17 protein-coding genes and 2 pseudogenes are annotated in these 19,711 nt (G+C 48.3%); 1 reads left to right on the forward strand and 18 read right to left on the reverse strand.

Annotation, left to right across the window (positions count from 1 at the left end; all coding sequences use genetic code 11):
* Positions 1-87: 87 nt before the first annotated feature.
* From CGRAC_RS03505 to CGRAC_RS12905, 11 genes and pseudogenes are all read right to left on the reverse strand, one after another.
* A complete protein-coding gene (locus CGRAC_RS03505; RefSeq protein ID WP_005872309.1) occupies positions 88-1,101 on the reverse strand; it encodes a hypothetical protein in 1,014 nt (337 codons plus the stop codon).
* Positions 1,102-1,407: 306 nt separating this feature from the next.
* Complete coding sequence (locus tag CGRAC_RS03515; protein ID WP_005872307.1) at positions 1,408-1,908, reverse strand: threonine/serine exporter family protein; 501 nt, start codon at positions 1,906-1,908, stop codon at positions 1,408-1,410.
* Positions 1,901-2,716, reverse strand: a complete 816-nt coding sequence (locus tag CGRAC_RS03520) for a threonine/serine exporter family protein (RefSeq protein ID WP_005872306.1) — start codon at positions 2,714-2,716, stop codon at positions 1,901-1,903. The genes CGRAC_RS03515 and CGRAC_RS03520 overlap by 8 nt, the downstream gene beginning before the upstream one ends.
* Positions 2,717-2,741: 25 nt before the next feature.
* Positions 2,742-3,086, reverse strand: coding sequence for a hypothetical protein (locus CGRAC_RS03525; protein ID WP_005872305.1), 345 nt, complete (start codon positions 3,084-3,086; stop codon positions 2,742-2,744).
* A gap of 3 nt (positions 3,087-3,089) precedes the next feature.
* The gene (locus CGRAC_RS03530) at positions 3,090-4,472 is read right to left on the reverse strand and encodes a murein hydrolase activator EnvC family protein (protein WP_005872304.1); all 1,383 of its coding nucleotides are present in this window, start codon (positions 4,470-4,472) and stop codon (positions 3,090-3,092) included.
* Entirely contained in the window at positions 4,469-5,284 is an 816-nt protein-coding gene (locus CGRAC_RS03535; RefSeq protein ID WP_005872303.1) for a cell division FtsX domain-containing protein, read from the reverse strand. The genes CGRAC_RS03530 and CGRAC_RS03535 overlap by 4 nt, the downstream gene beginning before the upstream one ends.
* A complete protein-coding gene (locus CGRAC_RS03540) occupies positions 5,271-5,960 on the reverse strand; it encodes a cell division ATP-binding protein FtsE (protein ID WP_005872302.1) in 690 nt (229 codons plus the stop codon). The genes CGRAC_RS03535 and CGRAC_RS03540 overlap by 14 nt, the downstream gene beginning before the upstream one ends.
* The gene (gene trmB, locus CGRAC_RS03545; protein WP_005872300.1) at positions 5,948-8,140 is read right to left on the reverse strand and encodes a tRNA (guanosine(46)-N7)-methyltransferase TrmB; all 2,193 of its coding nucleotides are present in this window, start codon (positions 8,138-8,140) and stop codon (positions 5,948-5,950) included. Before trmB ends, CGRAC_RS03540 begins: the two co-directional genes overlap by 13 nt.
* A 3-nt stretch (positions 8,141-8,143) precedes the next feature.
* On the reverse strand, positions 8,144-8,809 hold the full coding sequence (locus CGRAC_RS03550) for a fibronectin type III domain-containing protein (protein ID WP_115587581.1): 666 nt from the start codon (positions 8,807-8,809) through the stop codon (positions 8,144-8,146).
* Positions 8,739-9,065: pseudogene (locus CGRAC_RS12900) on the reverse strand (RluA family pseudouridine synthase); the annotation flags it as partial. The gene CGRAC_RS03550 and the pseudogene CGRAC_RS12900, both read right to left, overlap by 71 nt.
* A 510-nt stretch (positions 9,066-9,575) precedes the next feature.
* Positions 9,576-10,226: pseudogene (locus tag CGRAC_RS12905) on the reverse strand (pseudouridine synthase); the annotation flags it as partial.
* 52 nt (positions 10,227-10,278) lie between these two features.
* Here CGRAC_RS12905 and CGRAC_RS03560 point away from each other — a divergent pair.
* Positions 10,279-11,385 (forward strand): FtsW/RodA/SpoVE family cell cycle protein, encoded by a 1,107-nt coding sequence (locus CGRAC_RS03560; protein ID WP_005872296.1) that lies wholly within the window; start codon positions 10,279-10,281, stop codon positions 11,383-11,385.
* Between the two features lie 104 nt (positions 11,386-11,489).
* Here CGRAC_RS03560 and CGRAC_RS03565 read toward each other — a convergent pair whose 3' ends face one another.
* From CGRAC_RS03565 to CGRAC_RS03595, 7 genes are all read right to left on the reverse strand, one after another.
* Complete coding sequence (locus CGRAC_RS03565; RefSeq protein ID WP_005872295.1) at positions 11,490-11,816, reverse strand: hypothetical protein; 327 nt, start codon at positions 11,814-11,816, stop codon at positions 11,490-11,492.
* A complete protein-coding gene (locus CGRAC_RS03570; RefSeq protein WP_005872294.1) occupies positions 11,813-12,433 on the reverse strand; it encodes a hypothetical protein in 621 nt (206 codons plus the stop codon). The genes CGRAC_RS03565 and CGRAC_RS03570 overlap by 4 nt, the downstream gene beginning before the upstream one ends.
* Before the next feature lie 667 nt (positions 12,434-13,100).
* On the reverse strand, positions 13,101-15,017 hold the full coding sequence (locus tag CGRAC_RS11470) for an N-acetylmuramoyl-L-alanine amidase (protein ID WP_005872291.1): 1,917 nt from the start codon (positions 15,015-15,017) through the stop codon (positions 13,101-13,103).
* Positions 15,001-16,089 carry a nitronate monooxygenase gene (locus tag CGRAC_RS03580; protein ID WP_005872290.1) on the reverse strand — a complete coding sequence of 363 codons (1,089 nt, stop codon included), beginning with the start codon at positions 16,087-16,089 and terminating at the stop codon, positions 15,001-15,003. Before CGRAC_RS03580 ends, CGRAC_RS11470 begins: the two co-directional genes overlap by 17 nt.
* A complete protein-coding gene (tyrS, locus tag CGRAC_RS03585) occupies positions 16,089-17,294 on the reverse strand; it encodes a tyrosine--tRNA ligase (RefSeq protein ID WP_005872287.1) in 1,206 nt (401 codons plus the stop codon). Before tyrS ends, CGRAC_RS03580 begins: the two co-directional genes overlap by 1 nt.
* 14 nt (positions 17,295-17,308) lie before the next feature.
* Positions 17,309-19,501: a RelA/SpoT family protein gene (locus CGRAC_RS03590; protein WP_005872286.1), complete on the reverse strand. Its 2,193-nt coding sequence runs from the start codon at positions 19,499-19,501 to the stop codon at positions 17,309-17,311.
* A complete protein-coding gene (locus tag CGRAC_RS03595; protein ID WP_005872285.1) occupies positions 19,479-19,697 on the reverse strand; it encodes a DNA-directed RNA polymerase subunit omega in 219 nt (72 codons plus the stop codon). Before CGRAC_RS03595 ends, CGRAC_RS03590 begins: the two co-directional genes overlap by 23 nt.
* Positions 19,698-19,711: the final 14 nt, after the last annotated feature.

Below are 19,711 nucleotides of genomic sequence, written 5' to 3' on the forward strand. Positions count from 1 at the left end.
ATTCTAAAATTATCGCAGATTAAGTCTTGAGGTATATCGCTTTCGTATATTTTACTTTAGTTCGCTTTCAAATTTTGCGATTTCGGCTTAATGGGTTCGGATAGACATGATTTTATTTAGCTTCGTTTCATTCGCCTGAGCAAAACAAGCTTTGTCGATTCTGCCTTTTTGGAAATCTTGGTCTAATTTCGTTTTTAAACGTTTAAAAATTTCTTCTTTTGAGCCGATACTGATTAATTTGTAGATCTCTTTTTCATCGGTTAAAATTTTATTCCTATCGCTATTTCTATCAATGGCGATAATATTAATTTTATCCCCGAAATGCTCTTTTAGCTTTTTTAAACCGCTCGGCAAGTTGCCTTGGATACTAGACATAACTTCAATGCTCCCGCCGCGCCCATATTCGTTAAAGCGCTTAAAAGTATTGTCTAAAGCTTTTTCTGGCTCTATATGCACCGCAGCAATTGTAACGTCTAATCTCTTTTGCAAGCATTGCTCTATTTTTGGGATAGTTGGCGTCGGGTTTGCCAACTGCCCTTCAAAAATAAGTTTAACTTTATCATCGCTCATAAAATTTTTTACCGAGGTTGTTTTTCCGGCTCCAGGAATTCCGGTGATGAAAATTGCTTTGGTTTTATTAGGCTCATCGCGTTTCAGAACTTCTTCAAACTGCGTCGCTGCCAAAACAGCAGAGGAATTATGTATCGCATCATTTACTAGAGCCCTATTTTCTTTTGCCTCAAAGCAAGGAAAAAGCTCTTTGAAGGTATCGGAACAAATATAACGACCACCCGAGGTATTAGGGTGCTCATTATATTCTTTTAAAAAATTTTTTAAAGAATTTTCAGCAAGGACAATCGCTTCGTCTTGAATTTTTACCAATTCGGCATTAGAGCTGAAATCAATCTTTTTTATTGCGCTTACCAACTTTGATTGGCTATTTTTTATACCTGCTTGTCGTATTCTTTCAATACTCTTTTTTGGCGCACCGCGATAAAGTTGCTTTTCTATTTCCTTGTGATATTCAGCGTCGTTTTCCATTCGCGTCAAATGATCGCTTACGCCTTGCCACATTTTCATGTCTTCTTCTGTTAAAGCCATTTCAAGTCCTTTCTAAGAAATTTGCAGTATTTTAATACATTCTAATTATAGCATTTATCTTTCTTATAATTATGCAACAAATGTATCTTGGGCTGCAGAAATATACTTTTGAGTTATATGGGATATTACTACGATGAAAAAGAGAAAACAATAAAACAAATATCGAATAATGAGCGATAAATGGAGAATATAACTAAATTTTACCTTCACGGCAAGGGCAGTAAATTTATAAAATTTTACCTCGGTAGCGAAGATGATAAAATTAAAATTTATCCGCCGCGCCTGCTTAAAATTTCTTGCTTAGCGCTATTTACCTCTTGCACCGCGAGTGATCATCAAGGACTGCTCGTAGAAAATTAGCAGCGTTATTGAAACGCCCGTGCCGAGTGCCAGCGAGATCGAAACCGTGGCGAGGGCGTTGTCGAAAAACGAGATGAGGTGGGCGAGTTTATGCTCTGCGCCCGCGGCTCTGATATAAGAAAACAGCGCCAAAACCGCCTTGTAGGCGTAGATGCCAGGTATCATCGGAAGCAGTGCGGGAAAGGCGATGATCTCTGCGGGCACCTTGAGGCGCTTGGCGCAGAGCATCCCCAAAACGCCGATCAGAAACGACGCAAAAAGCGTCGCAGCGGCGATCGAAAAAATTTGGCTCTGTATCAGCAAAAACCTGCACGAATGTGCAACTGCCGCAAGCAGCGCCGAGAAAATGAGCGTCTTTTTAGGCGGCATGCACGCATATGCAAATCCCAGCCCCGCCGCAGCGGCAAAGCAAGCATCCTTAAATACCGAAAACGCGAGATCAAACATTTACAAGCCCCAAATTTGAGATGCTAAGCGTCAGAAAGAGCCCGATCGCGATGCAGATGATCAAAAGCCCGGTGTTCAGCCCTCTGCTGATGCCTACGAGCATATTTTCGTTTAGGATGTCAAATACCGAGTTGATCAGCCAGACGCCCGGGATCAAAAAGAGTATGCTCGATCCTACGGCTACGTCGGGCGTGGCGCTAAGCCCGTAGCGAGCGCCTAGCGAGACGATGAATGAGACTGCGAACGAAACCGCGATGTATTGGATTTTTAGATTGATTTTGAGCTTGCTAAGTAGATAGCGGGCGCAAATTCCAAAAGCCGTAGCCGCAAAAACTAACGCCATTGCGCCGCCATCGCCGCCGAAAAGCTCGCAGAACGCGGCATTTGCGACGCTGAGCAAAATGAGAGTTTTGGCAAAGCTTTTCTTCTGTGAGGCTAAAATTTCGGCAAATGAGGCTCTGGCGCGCGCAAGGGGGATTTTTTCGTCGTAAATTTCCCAGCTAAGCGCGCTTAGCTCCGAGATCAGATCGAAGCTGATCTGCGCCGCAGCGCCCGTTTTGACGTAGGTGCGGCGGATAGAGTTGTCCGCAGGATCCATCACGCTGATGATGAAGTGGCGCACAAAGATCATCAGGCTAGCCTCATAGTCATAAGCGTCCGCTATCCTGCGCACGCAGCGCTCGATGCGCGCGGTGTAAGTGCCGATACTAAGCATCTTGGCGGTGTATTCGCTAAGAAAATTGGTGAGCTCTTGGATTTGCGGTCTCGCCTCTTCTACTTCTTTTGTCGGTGCCATCTCTGCTATCATTATTTCCTCCGCTACTCTTGTAATCTCAATATCGTTTTGCGCTGTTTTCGTCGTTTTTACTTCTACGACGCTCGTTGTAGCTTCCTGTTTTTGCGGCGCCCGCCATCGTTTTTGATGTCGCTATGATGTCCGCCGTCGCGGAATTTTTATTTTTAAAATTTAATGCAGTGGCTCCCGTGGCGGAATTCTCGCTATCTAAATTTGACGTAGAGGCAATATCTATGGCGGCAGAGCTTTGATCGTTTAAATTTAACGTCGCCGCAGAATTTTCATCGCTCAAATTTAACTCGCAGTCCGAGCTTTGCTCGCTTAAATTTAGACTTTCGGCATCCTCGCAAGATTCGCCAAATTTAGGATTTTCCCTGCTCACGGCTTACCTCAAGCTGATTAGATCGAGCGGGTTGATGTGGTAGTTCTGCTGCGTCACTTCAAAGGTCAGATCCGAGCCGATGCGCCCGATGATGTAGCCCTTTTTGACGTTGGAGCCGACGCGCACGGTAGGCGGGATCTGATTTAGATGCGCGTAGATCGTGTGGATGCCGCCGCTGTGCTCTAGGATCACGACTTTATCGAGCACGGCGGTTTCTTTAGCAAAGACCACTTTACCCGGTAGCACCGCCTTAACCTGCGTATCGCCGCTGTTTGAGCCTAGCACGATATTTTCGTTGAAAAGCTTGATGTTATACACGGGATCGTTGTAGTTGCCGAATTTTCGCTTCAAATACGCGCCGTTTAAAGGCGCTGTCGTCTTGGCTCCGCCGTATTTTTTAACGCGCGAGGACTGATAGCTAGAGCCGTACTGCTTGACCTTTTGGTTGATCTTGCTTACGCGCTCATCCGCTGGCTCGCTCACTTCTGGCTCGGGCTCGCTAGGAGGCGCAGGCTCGGGCTTGCCCGCTTTTTTGGCAGCTACCTTTGCTTTGGCGTACTCTTTTTCGCGCGCCTGACGCTCCTTTTGCTTCTGCGCTTCAAGCTTTGCTTGGCGCGCCGCTTCCTCCTTCTGCGCTTTGGCTTTCTCCTCGGCGTCGTCGATGATCTTAAGCTCCTGCAGGGTCTTAGATATGGCGTCTTGCTCGTCGTTTATCTTCTCCAGCTTCGCGATGTAGTCCTCTTTGTCCTTTTTCATCTGCGCGAGCTTCTCTTTTTGGGTGGTTTGCTTGGCGTCAAGATCGGTTTTTTTCTTGTCATAGCCCGCCATGCTCGCCTGGATCGATTTGATCTTTTTGTTCTGCTCGTTGATAAAATTTTGATTATTTTCGTAGTCTTTGATTAGCCCTTTCAGCTCGTCGTTCATAACGACGCCAAGAGCTTCTAAAATTTCGCTAGCCATGATAGAATCGGGCGTGGTGGTGGAATTTACGTCGGTGATGAGATCAAACGATAGCTCTTGTGAGATTACGCTTACGATCTTGCTTTCCAGATCGTTTTGTACGCTAAGAAGAGTGACTTTTTGGCTATTGAGCTTCTCAAGCTCCTGCGCTTCAGTGGCGTATTGATCTTTTAAGCCCTCGATCGTGTCGCTTAGCTGCTTGATCTCGCCTTCGCGCTTTTTAAAGCCCTCCTGCTCCTTTACGATCTGGCCTGCGATCTCGTCGATCTTTTGCGAGAGTTGCATCCCCTCCTTTTGCGAGCTTTTGAGCTCTTGACCCGCTTTGGCGATTTTATCTTTCGTGCTTTGTCCCTTTGCGGGCGCGGCATAAGTAAGAGCCGCGGCAAGCCCCAGCGTAAGAAGCGGCGCTAAAAAAGCCTTTTTCATGCTCGTTTATTTCCGATTTGCAGCATCACAAAACTTACCGCGATGATAGATAGTGCTAAAGCCACGCCTAAAAGGATCAGCGCGTCGTAAGGCAGCACTATGGCGGTGCGCAGATCGCCGATACCTTTAAGCGTTGTCGAAAACATCTCCCAAGAGGGAAGCGCAATGTAAAAGCAGGTCACGATCAGCGTGGCGATGAAGGAGTCTATTATCGCCATTCGGTAGAGTTTGCCGCTTTTTATCAGAAACGACGCGCCGAAAAGCTCCATGATCTCGATGCGCTCTTTGTGTTCGTAAACCCAGATACGCATCTGACGGTGAATTAACATCACGCCTAAAAGCACGATGAGAAACGCAAAGCCGTAAACGAGGCTTTTGATAAGCAGTAAAATTTTAAAAATTTCATCGTGGGTCTTTTTAAAAATTTCAACCCGCGTAAGCGAGCCTATGGATTTTAGATCTTGCTCGATCTTTGCAAGCTGTGCGGCGTCGGGGAAGCTCTCGAGCTTGACGCTATAAAATTTAGGCAAATTTTTACTAAGCTCGGCAAAGGCGTTTTGTGAAATTTTACCCTTCAGTCGCTCGGTGATGCCCGCTGTGGAAATTTCGCTAAGCGAGCTGATCTTCGGCACCGCTTTTTGCGCGTCTTGCAGGCTGAGCGGGGTTTTGGAGACTAGCACGATGTTGTATTCATTTTGGATCGAGCGCTCGTAGCTTTTGGTTAGGTTACTCATAAAAATTCCAAACTGCACGGAGAAAAGCAGCGCGACGAGCGAAAAGATCACGCCGAAATGGGTTTTAATCGATTTCATTTACTTTAGCGTCCTTAATCTCAAAATGTCGGTGCCTAAAACGAAGCGTGGAGGGCATTTTGTGCGTTACGATGACGACGCAGGCGTTCCACGACTCGCACGCCGAGCGCAGCAAATTCCAAATAATGGCGCTGGAGTAGTCGTCCAAATTTCCCGTAGGCTCGTCGCACAGCAGCAGGCGCGGATTATGCGCCATCGCACGCGCCAAAGCCACGCGCTGCTGCTCGCCGCCGCTAAGCTCGAGCGGATACTTACCCATCTTATGCCCGAGCTCGACGTGGCGCAGTAGCTTTTTGGCTTGGTCTTGGCAGACCTGTTGATTGTAGCCCATTATCATTAACGGAAGCATTATGTTGCGCTCGATCGTCCATTCGTTGATCAGGCGGTAGTTTTGAAAGATAATGCCGATGCGCTGGCGCAGGGTGCGCAGATCGGAGTTTGTGATGCCCTTTAGATCGCACAGGCAGACGTTTAGCTCGCCGCCGATGATGTCGATACCGCCGTAGAAGGACTTAAGCAGCGTGGATTTGCCGCTGCCGCTCTTGCCCGTGATGATGACGAAGTCCTTCGCACCGATGCCGAAGCTCGCGTCTTGGATGACTGCGCCCGCCTTTTCGTAGCCTAGCGTGAGGCCCGCTGCGGTGATGATGTTGTAATCGTCCGTTATCTCTGCCATTGTGAAAATATCTCCGAAATTTTTTGATGTGCCGCGTGGTTTTCGCGCGTAGGAAGCGGGCGGCGGATGAAGTAGCGCGTGCCGCTTGCGTTTGCGCGGATGAAACACTGCTGCGGAAAGTCGAATGCACCGAGCGAAAGCAGGATTAGCACGTCTTGCGGCTCGGCGGCGCCCGACTTGCTTTGCCGTTCGTTTTGCGGCTCGGTGCAGCACGGCTTGCTTTGCTGTTTATCTTGCTGCTCGGCACGGTTTAATTTGCCTTGGTGTTCGGCTTGTAGCTCGTCATGGCTTGGCTCGCTTCGGCGCCCGACTTGCGACTTGATAGAGTTTGATTTATTTTGTAATTCGGCTTGCGGTTCAGCAGCGTGGTTTAGCTCGTTTTTTAGTTCGGTTTGCAATTCATTTTTGCAAAGTATGGCGCTCGCTTTTTTTAGAATTTGCGTAACGTTCGCTTCGTCTGTGTGGGTTGCATTTGATGTGGCGTTTGCTTCCGCTGCACGGGTCGCCGCGAATGAGCCGTCCAAATTCGGCATATTGCTTGCATCTATTGTGCCGATCGCTGCGGGTGTAGTGCTCGCACCTGTCGCGTCGATAGCTGCAAGCGCACCCTCCGTGCCGCTAGCATTTAGCGCGCTGCTTGTTGCGATCTGTTCGCAGGCTAAAGCGCGCTTTTCGCTCGAGGCGGGGCGGTTAAATTTAGCGCTCGTTGCGGCGCCTGTGCTTATCGTATTTCTCGCACTCGCTACGCCGCCGCCTGTTAAATTTACGCCGTTTGTGCTCAAGCGATCCTCTTTTAAATTTACGCCGTCTTTTGCACTCGTCTTATCCGCGCGGTTTGTATTCAGTGCGCCGCTTGCTTTTTTTAGAATTTGTGTAGCGTTCTCGCAAGCTGAAATTTTATCGCTCGCTGTCGTAGCTAAAATTTTGCCGCCGCCTGACGAAATTTCATCCATGCTTGCGCGCTTAGTTAAATTTTTTCCTCGCATTGCGTTTAAATTTATGGCTTCGGACATGCCGTCGGCGCCTGCTTCGTACGAGATAAAACCGCCATCTAGGTTTGCACAAGGATTTGAGTTCGTTTTTGAGGTAAAATTTGAGTCACTGCCTGCATCAAAATTTACGCCACCATCCGCGGTGCAAGCCCAGTCCGCATCCAAGCTTTTTTGCGCGTCAAAATAAAAAATTTCCTCAAAATGCACGAAAAAATCCTCGCCTTTGAAGGTAGAATTTTTAAAATTTCGTGCGATTGCCGCCGCGTCAAATTTTAAAAATTCCATCTCAAATTGCTGCGGCTCGCCCAGACCCGCGGTTTTGTTCTCATAGATCAGATCGTAGATGTCTTTGTCCATCTTGCGCCATCTATCCTCGTATTTGCTCGCTACGGCGGCGTCGCGGTTTTTAAAATGCGAAATTTCGCCCGCTTTTCGCTGAACGTAGGGCGAGAGCTTTTGCATCGCATAGAGGAAGTACTCCTCGCTGTCGGTGCGAAGCTCGAAGCGGCCGCCGAGCTCGAGCGTGCGTGCGATCTGCGAGGCGAACTCGTCGCTTATGACGCGGCGGTGCGGCGCATCGTCCCACGGCACGGGGAAGTGCAAAAACACGCGCTGCAAGCAACCCGCGGGAAGCAGGCTTAGTAAAATCCGCGCGTCGGTGGCTATGAGAGCGATGTTTTGCAGCCCCTCGCGGATCGCTAGCTTTGCGACCTGTTCGATTGCTGGCTTGTAAATTTCGATACCGATTAGCAGCGCGTCTTGATTTGAGTGCGCTTGATGAAGCAGGTGTCGGCCTGAGCCGAAGCCGATCTCGATGAAAATTTTATTAAATTTAGAGCTTTTTACGAGGGATAAAATTTCATTCTCGTCCAAAATCAGCGGCGTTTTTTCGGTGAGCGAGCTGTCTTTGTAAGCAAACGCCTGCGAGATGATCGACCCGCAGAAGCGCTCTTTAAAAATTTCGAGCGCTCGCTGCAGATGACCGATCTTGGCGGGCTTAGTGATCTTTTCGCCCTTTACTATTACTTTGCCGTCGCTGGGCTTTAGGGTGATAAAAAACTCGCTATCAAAGCTCTTAGTTCGCACGAGCGTTAAATTTCTGCCGCGCGCCGTTTCTAAAAATTCGACCTCGCCGAATCTAGCAGGCAGCGGCGGCAGGCTCACGCTTTGGGTTATGAAATTCGGCAAACTTTATTCTGCCTGCGCTGCGGCAATGACTGCACTAGGCTTGGACAGCTCTCCGTTTTCGGTTTTGACGGTAATGCGGTATTCGTATCCTTCGCCGTAATCGATATTGTCGATATATTCGGCGCTAAGTCTGCCGCGAACCTCTTTAATCGTGCTCCATGACTCGCCTCCCTTAGGACGGCGCTCGATTAGATAAGAGCTTACGCGAAGATCTGGATGCGGGCGCCAGATGATCTTAACGCGGCCCGGAAGCCCGTAGATCGCCTGCGCAAACGGCACGGACTCTAGCATCTTTGCTGTGCTTGCGATAGCGACCGGAGAAGGAGCCGAAACGCCCTTGGCGCCGTATGTGCGCACGGTGTATTTATACGAAGTGCCCGGCTGCAGCCTCGTATCTACGTAGTGTGTGGAGTATGGATCTGCGATAGTGGCGATTTTTTTGGCTTCGCCGCCGCTTGCAGGCGCTCGGTAAACGACAAAGCCAAGTACGGCGGTATTGCTGTCGTATCTTGGCCACTCAAGTCCGATCTCATTGTCGCTCGTGATCGTCCTAATGCTCTCCACGCGCGGCAGGCTTTCGTCGCTTGCGCTAGGCGCGCTAGACGTAGCGCAGCCAGCCACTAATATCGCTAAAGTAGCGCTCAACGTTAGTCGGTAAAATTTTTTCATAAATTTCATCCTTTACCTTTTGATTTGTCGTAAAATTTAGAAATTCGCTCGGCAAGCCCGCGCATATTTTCACCTCTTTGCCGCTTCGCGGATGGATGAAATAGAGCAAATAGGCATGGAGCAAAATCCTGCTAATTTTAGCGTTTTCGCTCTTAAATCCGTATAAATGATCGCCCAAAATGTGCCGATTTATCGAGCTTAAATGCACGCGGATCTGATGCGTGCGACCCGTGAAGAGCTTCGCCGCGACGAGATTAAAGCTCTTTAAGTTTATCGGCGGCAGCTTATAGTTTTGAGCGGGATTTTTAAAATTTAAAGCCTTATTCTCGGCGAGACGGGCGGTTTGGGTTTGATCCGCGCTCATATCGGCGGTTAAAATTTTATCTGCGTTATCCGCGCGGTTATTTGGAATTTTATCTGCGCTTTGAATTAAAATTTTATCCGCGCTCTGCATGCAATTATTTGAAATTTCATCCACGTTATCCGCACGATTATTTAAAATTTTATCCGTGCCTGCGTTGGGATTCGCGCTTGCGTGGGTCGCTAAAATTTTACTCGCATCTGCGTCCCTGCTAGCGTTTAAAATTTTATCCTTGCCTGTGGATACAGCCGAAATTTTATTCGCATCACCAGTTGAAATTTTATCCATAGCGTCGCCCAAAATTTTCTCTTCAGTGGAAATTCTACTTGCGCTTGCGTTCGCAGCCGTACCGTCGCCTGCGCCTAAAATTTCATCGCACCTCTCGGCGGAGTTTTGAAGTTCCGTTAATTCCGCTCCGCTTAAAATTTCATAAAACGCGCTCTTTGCGCTACGTCCGCCGGGCACGATCCCCATTTTTAGACGGTTTGCGGGGTTGCGAGAGATCGGTCGCTCGATCACGCAGGGCTCTTTCAGCGGCAGGTCGATGAGCGCGAGGTATATCCGCCCCATGCTTTTATCGCTTAACTGCGCCGAGAGCGCGGCGTGCGCGGCGTTGTTTTTGGCGACGAGCAGGGCGCCGCTGGTGAGCTTATCCAGGCGGTGCACGATGCCTGCGCGAAGCTCGCCGCCGAGCGTGGAGAGCAGATAGCCGCGAGACTTGAGCCAGTCCACGAGCGTCGGTTCTTTGACGCTTGCGGCGGGGTGGACGGTAAGGCCCGCGGGCTTATTTACCACGAGCAGATCATCGTCCTCGTATAAAATTTCAACGTCGAAGTTTAGCCTCTCCGCGCTTGTTTGCTGCGGCGCGGACGCGGGGTAGTCGATACGTACGAGCTCGCCCGCAGATAGCTTGTAGCCGGGCTTAGTTTGCACCGCGCCGTTCACTCTGACCGCTGCGGATTTGATTAAATTTGATATTTGGTTGCGCGAAATTCCAAGCTGCGAGCTTAAAAAAACGTCGAGCCTTTCGCTGCATTGTGCTATTAGATTATCCAAATTTATACCTTTTTTGGCTATTCTTACGTCAAAATTTTAATAGGATTAAGCGTTGTTTAAAATTGACAAAAAGATTTTAGCATATTTTGATTTCATTCAACCTTTTTTGATCGTGCCGATAGTGGTTTTTTCATACGTTTTAATAAGCGAGGCAAACGACGTGCTGTCCTCGAAGCAGGTGGTTTATTTCGGCGTCGGATTTGCCGTTTTTACGCTGTTTTTTCTCTTTCCGATACGCAAATTTTTATATCTGATCCCGATATTTTATTGGACCAACATCATATTGCTGCTCAGCGTCGATTTTTTCGGCGTTAGCAAGCTAGGAGCTAGGCGCTGGCTAGAGATTCCTTTCGTGCATTTTACGCTGCAGCCCAGCGAGGTAATGAAGCCCGCATTTATCCTGATGCTGATGTATCTGATACACAAAAATCCGCCGCCGAAAAACGGCTACGGGCTGAAGGATTTTTTGCGCCTTAGCTTTTACATACTTCTGCCTTTCGTTCTGATCGCGAAAGAGCCCGATCTAGGCACCGCCGCGATACTTTTTTTGACGGGATTTGCGATCCTTTTCATCATCGGCGTCGATAAAAAAATTTGGCTTACGCTGATCATCGTTTTTGTGGCCAGCTCGCCGATTTTGTACGAAAACATGCACGATTATCAAAAAAAGCGCATCGCCGATTTCATCAGCGAGGAGCCCAATTACCAGGTCAAGCAGGCGATCATCGCTATCGGAAACGGCGGCATCTACGGCAAGGATAAGGATGAAGCGACGCAGACGCACTTTAAATTCTTGCCGATTGCGACGAGCGATTTTATCTTCGCTTATACGATCGAGCGCTTCGGCTTCGTGGGGGCTGCCGCGCTGATCGCGCTGTATGCGCTGCTGATACTGCATCTGCTGAGCCTGAACTACGATTTCAAAAGCGATTATCTGATACGGGTCTTTACGAGCGCGCTTGCCTCGCTCATTTTCATCTACACGGGCGTCAATATCTCGATGGTGGTGGGCTTCGCGCCCGTCGTGGGCGTGCCGCTGCCGTTTTTCAGCTATGGCGGCAGCAGCTTCATCACCTTTATGATCCTTTTTGGAATTTTGCAAAATTTGCTGACGTTTAGGATGAAGGATAACTACAAGACCTACAAGATTAGGATGTAAATTTAGCCCGTGCGGATAAATTTTGAAATTTTACGAAATCGCGCGAGACTTGTTTTTAAGTCGGCGGTGAAATCTTAAGCAGGGCGCTAAATTTTTAAAGCTCGCTACAAAATCACGCCGATGCCGAGCGTAAAGACCACCGCGAAAAAGGCGTATGTAAAGGCAAATTCCAAAGTTTGCGAATTAAAAAATCCGTAGTACAAAACGCTTGTGAAAAATCCGCCCACGAAGGCTACGGCAAAGATCCCAATCCGCGCCGCGACTGGCTTTGCGCCGCAAAATTTGTATAGGTAAAAAACCCCGCAGAAACTGATCGCAAACCAGATCATCGCAGGCACCGGCCCGCTTATGCCTATCATGCCGAAAAGATTGGCTAAATTTAAAAGCAGTAAAAATATCACCGCAAGCGCGATCAGCGCGGATTTGATCATCTGTCGCGCCTTGCGTCGGGCACGGAATTTTCGCCGCCCTGATTGAAATTTTGCGCGGAATTTTTGCTCTCGTCGCCTTCATCTGTGCCGTCGTTTAAAATTTTAAAATTTTCGTCGGAATTTTCATCGGCGCCGCTTGCGAAATTTTCATCGAGATCGCCACTGGAGTTTAAAATTTCATCCTCGTTTTGAGAATTTGAAATTTCGCCGCTTTCTTTGAAATTTTCGCTCTCGTTGCCGTCTAAATTTTTAGAGCCTGCGTCCGCAGAATTTTTATAAATTTTATTTGAAAATCTTTTGTGCCTTATCTGCAGATAAAAGACGAAGGCGACGAACGCCACCGCGGTGATCGCGATGTAGTAGCGGTTTTCGAAGAGCAGCACGCCCTCTACCAGCCCCGAAAACAGCGCGAGCAGCGAGGCGGTAAGAAACGGAAAGCGCACTACGTCTTTTTCGCCGATTGCTAAGGCGATGAGCGCGACGCCGAAGATCGTGGCGTTTAGCAGCGCGCCTAGGACTTTGATCTCGGCAAAAAGGCTCGGATTGACGCGCGAAGTGACGTAGAGCGCGAGCGCGACGGCGGCGAAAAGCAGGATCAAAAATACGATTTTTTTCATTTCAGACCTTTTAAAATTTATCTTTAATTTACGATTCAGCTGCGCCTTTTATGCGCATAGAGCACAGGCATCGGCGCGTTGCAACTGCCATGTCTGAAGCATTACGCAAATATCGTGCGTCTTGCGGACATAGCACGGAATTTCAGGACGCGACCGCGCTGTTTTAAACGCGATTGGCGCAATATACACGCTCATAACTTAAAGTGCAATCCTAATTGCGCGGACGGCGGTTTGAAACGCGATTCGCATTAGCGCGACAAAATCGCTATTTTTGCGCGACTTAAATGCGATTTTGTCGGTAAATTTTACCGCCAGCCGCACTCTGCTGAGCAAGTGGTGCCAAGTCTGTGCTTTAAAATTTTACGCCGAGCCGCGTTAAAATTCCGCGTCTAAGCCGTTATATATCCCCAGCTCGTGGCGCCGCAAGACGCCCCGCAAAATTTACCTGCCCGTAGTAAATATTTGGCATGCGAGCGAAATTTGCATGCAAGCGCCCGCGCGTTTTGCTTTAAATTTAGCGCGGCGGATTTTAAATTTTAAATTTACCGCCTCTCGCTCTGTTTATCGCAAGATCTGTGCCGCTCGCCAAACTATATCTGCGGAGCAAATCTTGGCGCCAAAATAAAATTTCATCTCGCTCGCAAAATGCGTGGCGCGTAAAATTTCATCACTTGTTTTTCTGAAAGTACGCGTCCACGCCGTTTGCGATACCTTGGGCGATGCGGTCTTGATAGGCGCTTTTGCCTAAATTTTTACCCTCCTGCGGGTGCGTGATGTAGCCGATCTCCACGAGTACCGCGGGCATCGTAGCGCCCACCAGCACCCAAAACGGCGCCTCGCGCACGCCGCCGTCCTTGCTTGAAAAGCTCTTTTTGACCGAGCTTAGCATATAGCTTTGAATGTCGATGGCAAGCTTGTTTGAGGAGATTATCTTCTCGCGATTTAAGAAATTTAGGAAGGTCTGCTTCGAGAAGGTGTTCATATCCTCCAAATCGCCCCTGTTTTCGAGCGCGGCGGCGTTTTTACTGCGCTCGCTTCTAGCCGGGCTTAAGAAAAAGGTTTCCACACCGCTCATTTTAAGTGCTGAGCTAGCGTTAGGAGCAGCGTTTGCGTGGATCGAGATAAACATATCGGCGTTTTTTTTAGCGGCGAAAGCGGTGCGCGACCTTAAATTTATAAACACGTCGGTGCTACGCGTATAAAGAACCTTGTATCCGCGCTTGGTAAGCAGCGCACCGAGCTTTTTGGATGTGGCCAGCACGACATTTTTTTCCTTCAGCCCGTTTCCGACCGCGCCCGAATCGCTACCGCCGTGCCCCGGATCGATTACGATGAGCTTGCCTTTGGTCGATTTGTAAATTTTACCGGCAGCCACGGATACGGTTTTGGCGCCTTGAGTTTCATCTATAGTGCTGACTTGCGGCTCGCTATCTTGCTCTCGTCCGCGCTTGCGCCCTGATTTTTGATCCTTGTTTTTTTCTGCGCGCGCAGATTTTGCAGCTTTTAAGCCTTCAGCCGTACTTAAAATCATCATATTGCCGTTAATTTCTACGTTTGCGTTGAATTCTTTCGGGTCGCTAAGTACGATGCGCACGGTCTTGTCGTTGTATTGCGAGACGCGTACATCGCTAACAAAGCTATCTTTAAGCCGCGTTTTTTGTGACTTTTGTCGCGCGCTAAAATCAATCACGAAGCGAAAATGATCGTTGCTTGCAATGGTGAAATCCTTGTAATCGCTCTGGCTTAGATCGCGGTTAAACTCAAGCACGATCTCGTTTTTATCGCCGCGCAGAGAATTTAACGCAAGCTGGGCGTTTTTGTCCGCTTTTTTGACGCTGCTTTTTCTAAGCTCGCTACTTTGATCTGCGGCCTCTTCCTCATCCTCGTTTTGCGCGATTGCGTCCTCACCGCCATCGTCCTCTTGGGAGTCTACGGCCTCGTCCGCGCCGATCGGTCTAGTCGAGCGTAAAAATTCCAAATCCTCTTTAGATAGCGAGCTTAGATCGGCGTTTTTCGCAGCTTGCGTTTTTTTGGCGGAGGAGTTTTTGGATGTAGAGGCTTTAGAATTTTCCGAGGCGGAAGCTTTGGGATTTTTATCCGCTAAATTTGAAGAGCTTTTGGAATTTTCCGCTTCGGAGCTTTTTTTGCTTTTTGTGGATTTTGTTTTGGAGCTGCTCGAAGCTTGAGAGTCCTCATTGCTAGCAGAGCTTGTTTTTTTGGAATTTTTCGAGCTTTTCTTTTCAGCGGAGCTTGAGCTTTGTTTGCTTTCGTCGCTAGAGCTTTTGGATTTCGTTTTATCCGCGTCCTTTGTATTTATGCGCGCGAGCTCCTTTTCGTAGGCGGAGGAGTCAAGCCCTAAATTTTTCGAGCTGTAAACCAGCCTCTTTAGCGCTTTGATGCGGACCTCTTTATCGGACGCGCCTTGGTAGAGCGATTTTAGCTCTTTGTGCAGCGAGCGCTTGTAATTCGGCGTCGCTACGATGAAATCCTTGTCGAATTTCGCAAAAAACGCCTCGCTGGAAGCTCCAAACGCCAATACGCAGCTAAAAGCCGCGATTAGAAAAATTTTAACTATCTTCGCCATTTACAAGTTTTTCTATCAATTCCTTCACGGATATTATCTCGTTTAATCGCCATCCGTTCGCACCGGTAAAAAACAGGCCGCTTTGCGTTTTGCCCAGATATGCGTCGCTTAGGCGGTCGGCGATGCAGTATCCTACGGCGTTAGCGCCTTTGCCGCGCTCGCAAGGGCTTACGCAGTTGCTGATACAGCGGATCTTAGGCGCGCTGCCCGCGGCGATCATATCTTGCAGATTGGTATGAATTCCGCGCGCGGGATAGCCTACGGGCGATTTTAGAAGCTGGATGTCTTCTTTTTTGGCGTTAAGAAGTACCTGCTTAAATTCCTCCGCGGCGTCGCATTCAAAGGTGCCGATGAAGCGCGTACCCATCTGCACGCCATCCGCGCCCAAAGATTTCACGCGATCAATGTCGGTTTTATCCCAAATTCCGCCTGCGACAAATAGCGGGAAGCTGCCCCATTGTGCGATTTCTGCTTTTACTTGCGGGATTAGATTATCTAGCGCAAACGCTGGATCGCCGCACTGCTCGTAGGTAAAGCCCTGATGTCCGCCGCTAAGAGGGCCTTCGAGCACTACAGCGTCGGGAATTCTGTCGTAGCGCTGCTTCCAGCGCTTGGCGATGATCTTAAGAGCCTTAGCGGAGGAGACGATGGGCACGAGCGCGACGTCCGGAAAATCGGCCGTAAATTCCGGCAGATTGGTAGGAAGCCCGGCGCCGCTAATTATGATGTCGATACCTGCTTCGCACGTGTCGCGCACGATGTGCTCGTAGTCGTTCGCCGCACACATTACGTTCATCCCCAAAGGCGCATCGCCACAAATTTTACGAGCGTTTTGCACGATGGCAAAAAGCGCCTCTTTGCTATAAAAATTCTCGCTTTGATATGGTCTGCCATCGAGCGATTTTTTGGCAAATTTAAGATTCTCGTAATAGCCGGTGCCGACCGAGCTAATGACGCCTAGACAGCCGTTTAGGCTGACATTGCCGGCAAGATTATCCCAGCTGATACCAAGTCCCATGCCGCCTTGAATTATCGGGTGCGCAATCTCGTGTTTGCCTATTTTTATACTCATTAATCCACCTTTAATTTAGCGAATTTTTTCTTTCCTACTTGGAGTGTATATTCGCCCGAGCTAAGCTGAAGCTGCTCATCTAAAATTTTATTTTGATCGATACTTACGGCGTTTGATTTTATCAATCTGCGCGCATCCGAGCTAGAGACTGCGAGCTTGCAGCTAATTAGCGCCTTTACTATCCATGCAGGCGAGCTTACGTGGTACTCCTTGATCTCGCTAGGAAGCTCGCCGGCGCCGTGGACGCGGTCAAATTCCTGCTTGGCTTCAAAGGCGGTGTTTTCGTCATAAAATTGCGTTACGATCTCGGAGGCAAGCTCCTCCTTAACCGCCTTAGGATGGATCGAGCCATCGGCCACAAAGCCTTTTATTAGCTCGATATCTTCGCTGCTTTTTTGGCTTAGCAGATTATACCAATCCCACATTAACGCGTCACTAATGCTCATCACCTTGCCGTACATATCATGCGGCGTATCGGTTACGCCGATGTAGTTACCAAGGCTTTTGCTCATTTTGTTTGTGCCGTCGGTACCTACCAAAAGCGGCATCATCACGACGCTTTGCTCTTTACCGATATCGTAAATTCTTTGCAGCTGGCGACCCATTAAAAGATTAAATTTCTGATCGGTGCCGCCAAATTCTATATCGCATTTCATGCAAACGCTGTCGTATCCTTGCAGTAGCGGATACATAAACTCGCTGATGCTGATCGGCTGCTCGGCCTTGTAGCGCTTCTCGAAGTCGTCGCGCTCGAGCATCCTGGCAACATTAAAAGTGCTTGATAGCTCGATCATACCGCTAGCACCCAGGCGGTTGGTCCATTCGGAATTAAACATCACCTTGGTTTTGGCGGGATTTAAAATTTTAAACACCTGCTGCTCGTAGGTTTTGGCGTTTTGAAGCACGATTTCGCGCGCTAGCTTTTTGCGAGTCTCGCTCTTACCCGTAGGATCGCCGATTTGAGCGGTAAAATCGCCGATTAGAAACTGCACGATCGCGCCGTGGTTTTGCAAAAATGCAAGTTTATTTAGAACGACGGCGTGTCCTAGGTGTAGATCCGCAGCAGTGGGATCCATGCCGACTTTGACGTAAAAGACCTCGCCGCTGTCGTAATAGCGCCTAATCAGCGCCTCGATCTGCTCTTCGCCGATGATCTCCGCGACGCCGCGCTTAAAATTTTCCATAATGCCTTGAATGTCAGCCATTTGCTCTCCCTTATTTAGTTTTTATATACGTCCGTAAGTGATACGAAATCCACGATTTTAAAGCGGTTTTTGAGTTTGTCTTTAATCTCCGTGGAGTCTAAATTTTCGTTCAGCTCGATGATGATCTCAAAATAATCTGACGTCGTTTCGCTATTTTCGTTGAGGCTTATCGATACCAGATCGATCTCGAGCTTGACTAAATAGTTCAAAAACGTCGCCAGCGAGCCGCGCTTATTTTCTAAATTTAATATGATCTTGTAGCGGTGCGGCGCATTACGCGTCCATTTTACGAAGATCATCTCATCGGTTTTGATTAGCTCGCTTGCACGTTCGCACAGCTTATGATGCACCGTCACGCCGTGTCCGTTGCGAAAGCCGATGATGTCGTCGCCGCGCTTTGGGTTGCAGCAGTAATCAAACTCAACCTCGTCGATTTTAAAATTTGAATACACCACGATGTTGTCAAATTTTTGCTTCTCGATCTCATACTTGCTGCGAAATTTCATATTGAAAAATTTCTCTTTGAGCGGGTATTTTTTAAGCGCGTTTACGACGTCTTTTAAAAATACCGAGTCATAGGCTGCTTTGTCGATCTTTTTGCTTAAATTTTCTTTTTCAAGCCAGCTTAAAATGCTCTCCTTGCTCGTCGTAAAGATCGCGCATAAAATTTTAATCGCTACTTCAAAATTTATATCTCTGATCTTTTGCTTGCAAAACGCCTTGATCGTCGCGCGCGCCTTGCCGGTTTTGACCGAGCTTAGCCAACTGCAGCGGTAGTGTGGCTCGCTTCCGGTGATGATATGAACGATATCTCCGTTTTTTAGCTCCGTAAGAAGTGGCACCTTGACGCGATTTATAAAGGCCTCGGTCGCTTTTAAGCCCACTTGAGAGTGTATCTCGTAGGCGTAATCAAGCGCTGTAGCACCGCGCGGCAATGTAAAAATTCCGCCCTTGGGCGAATATACGGCGATATCCTCGACGTAGAGGCTGTCTTTAGCGTATTCGTAAAGATCCTCGGCGTTGGCGTCGTCCTCTTCCTGCATGCCGATGTCGTTTAGCCAATCAAGCTTCGGATTGATCGAGCCGCTATATTTATATTTCCAGTGCGCTGCGACGCCGAATTCCGCGGTGTTGTGCATATCGAAGGTGCGGATCTGCACCTCTACGATCATACTTTCGTTAAAGACAGTCGTGTGGATCGTCTGATATCCGTTTTGCTTCGGAAGTGCGATATAATCCTTAAAGCGCGATATGAGCGGATTAAATTTAGTATGTATTATACCCAGAGCCAAGTAGCAATCCATCGGCTTTTGCACGATGATGCGGATAGCCAAAAGATCGAGCACCTCCTCGATCGAAATTCCTTTGCGCTGCATTTTTAAAAAGATCGAGTAGTAGTGTTTCATCCGCTTTTGGATCTCAAAGCTGCCCTCACTAAAGCCGTTTGAGAGCATATACTCTTTGATCTTTTCGCTAAATTTGCTCAAGCTCATCTGAAGCTGCTGCTTATGCTCTTCGACGTAATCGGCAATCGCCGAATACTCTTTAGGCATAACGTATTTGAAGCTAAGATCTTCAAGCACGTTTTTGATCGATGAAATTCCAAGCTTGTGCGCGATCGGCGCGTAAACCAAAAGCGTCTCCTCGCCGATACGTTTTTGCTTATCTGGGCGAAGTGCGTCTAGGGTTAGCATATTGTGCAGCCTATCGCAGAGTTTGACTACCAAAACGCGCTGATCGTTAATGGAAATCATCAGCATCCTGCGGAAGGTAAGCGCGGTAGTTCGCAGCTTGGCGTTGCTATCGCCGGATGGGGCTAATTTATCCTCCCTGATGTTTACGATTTTAGTAAGCCCTTCTACGATTTTGGCTACTTCGTCGCCGAATCTTTGTCTAACCTGCTCGATGCTGTAATCTGTATCCTCTACTACGTCATGCAATAGCGCAGATATTACCATCGCGTCGTCTCCGCCCATAAAAGATACGAAGCAAGCTACCAAAATCGGATGGATCGCATATGGCTCGCCGCTTTTGCGAAACTGCCCGTCATGCTGCGCGATGCATAAATTTATAGCATCTACCAGCAGCGGAGTGGGCTCTTTTAGATTATAAAGCAGCTGCTTGGCGCTTTGGATGTCTTTGGTATCGACGACATCGTCGATAAGACTTTCTAAGAAGTTATCATTAATCCTTGTCAACGATTCCATCTAATGCGATCTTACCTTCGGCTAGTTCTAAGATTGCTATATCGGCAAATTTCATTCTGCGAGTATCTACGTTATCTATTAACGGCGGTTCGCCTGCAGCTAGCTGCTCGGCGCGTTTGCTTATCATCAAAGATAGCTTATATCGGTCTCCGCCCGTTACTTTTAAAGCCTTGGCTACAATTTGTTCGGTTCTCATCAATTCTCCTTAAA

This window comes from Campylobacter gracilis (assembly GCF_001190745.1).
Classification (GTDB): Bacteria; Campylobacterota; Campylobacteria; order Campylobacterales; family Campylobacteraceae; genus Campylobacter_B; species Campylobacter_B gracilis.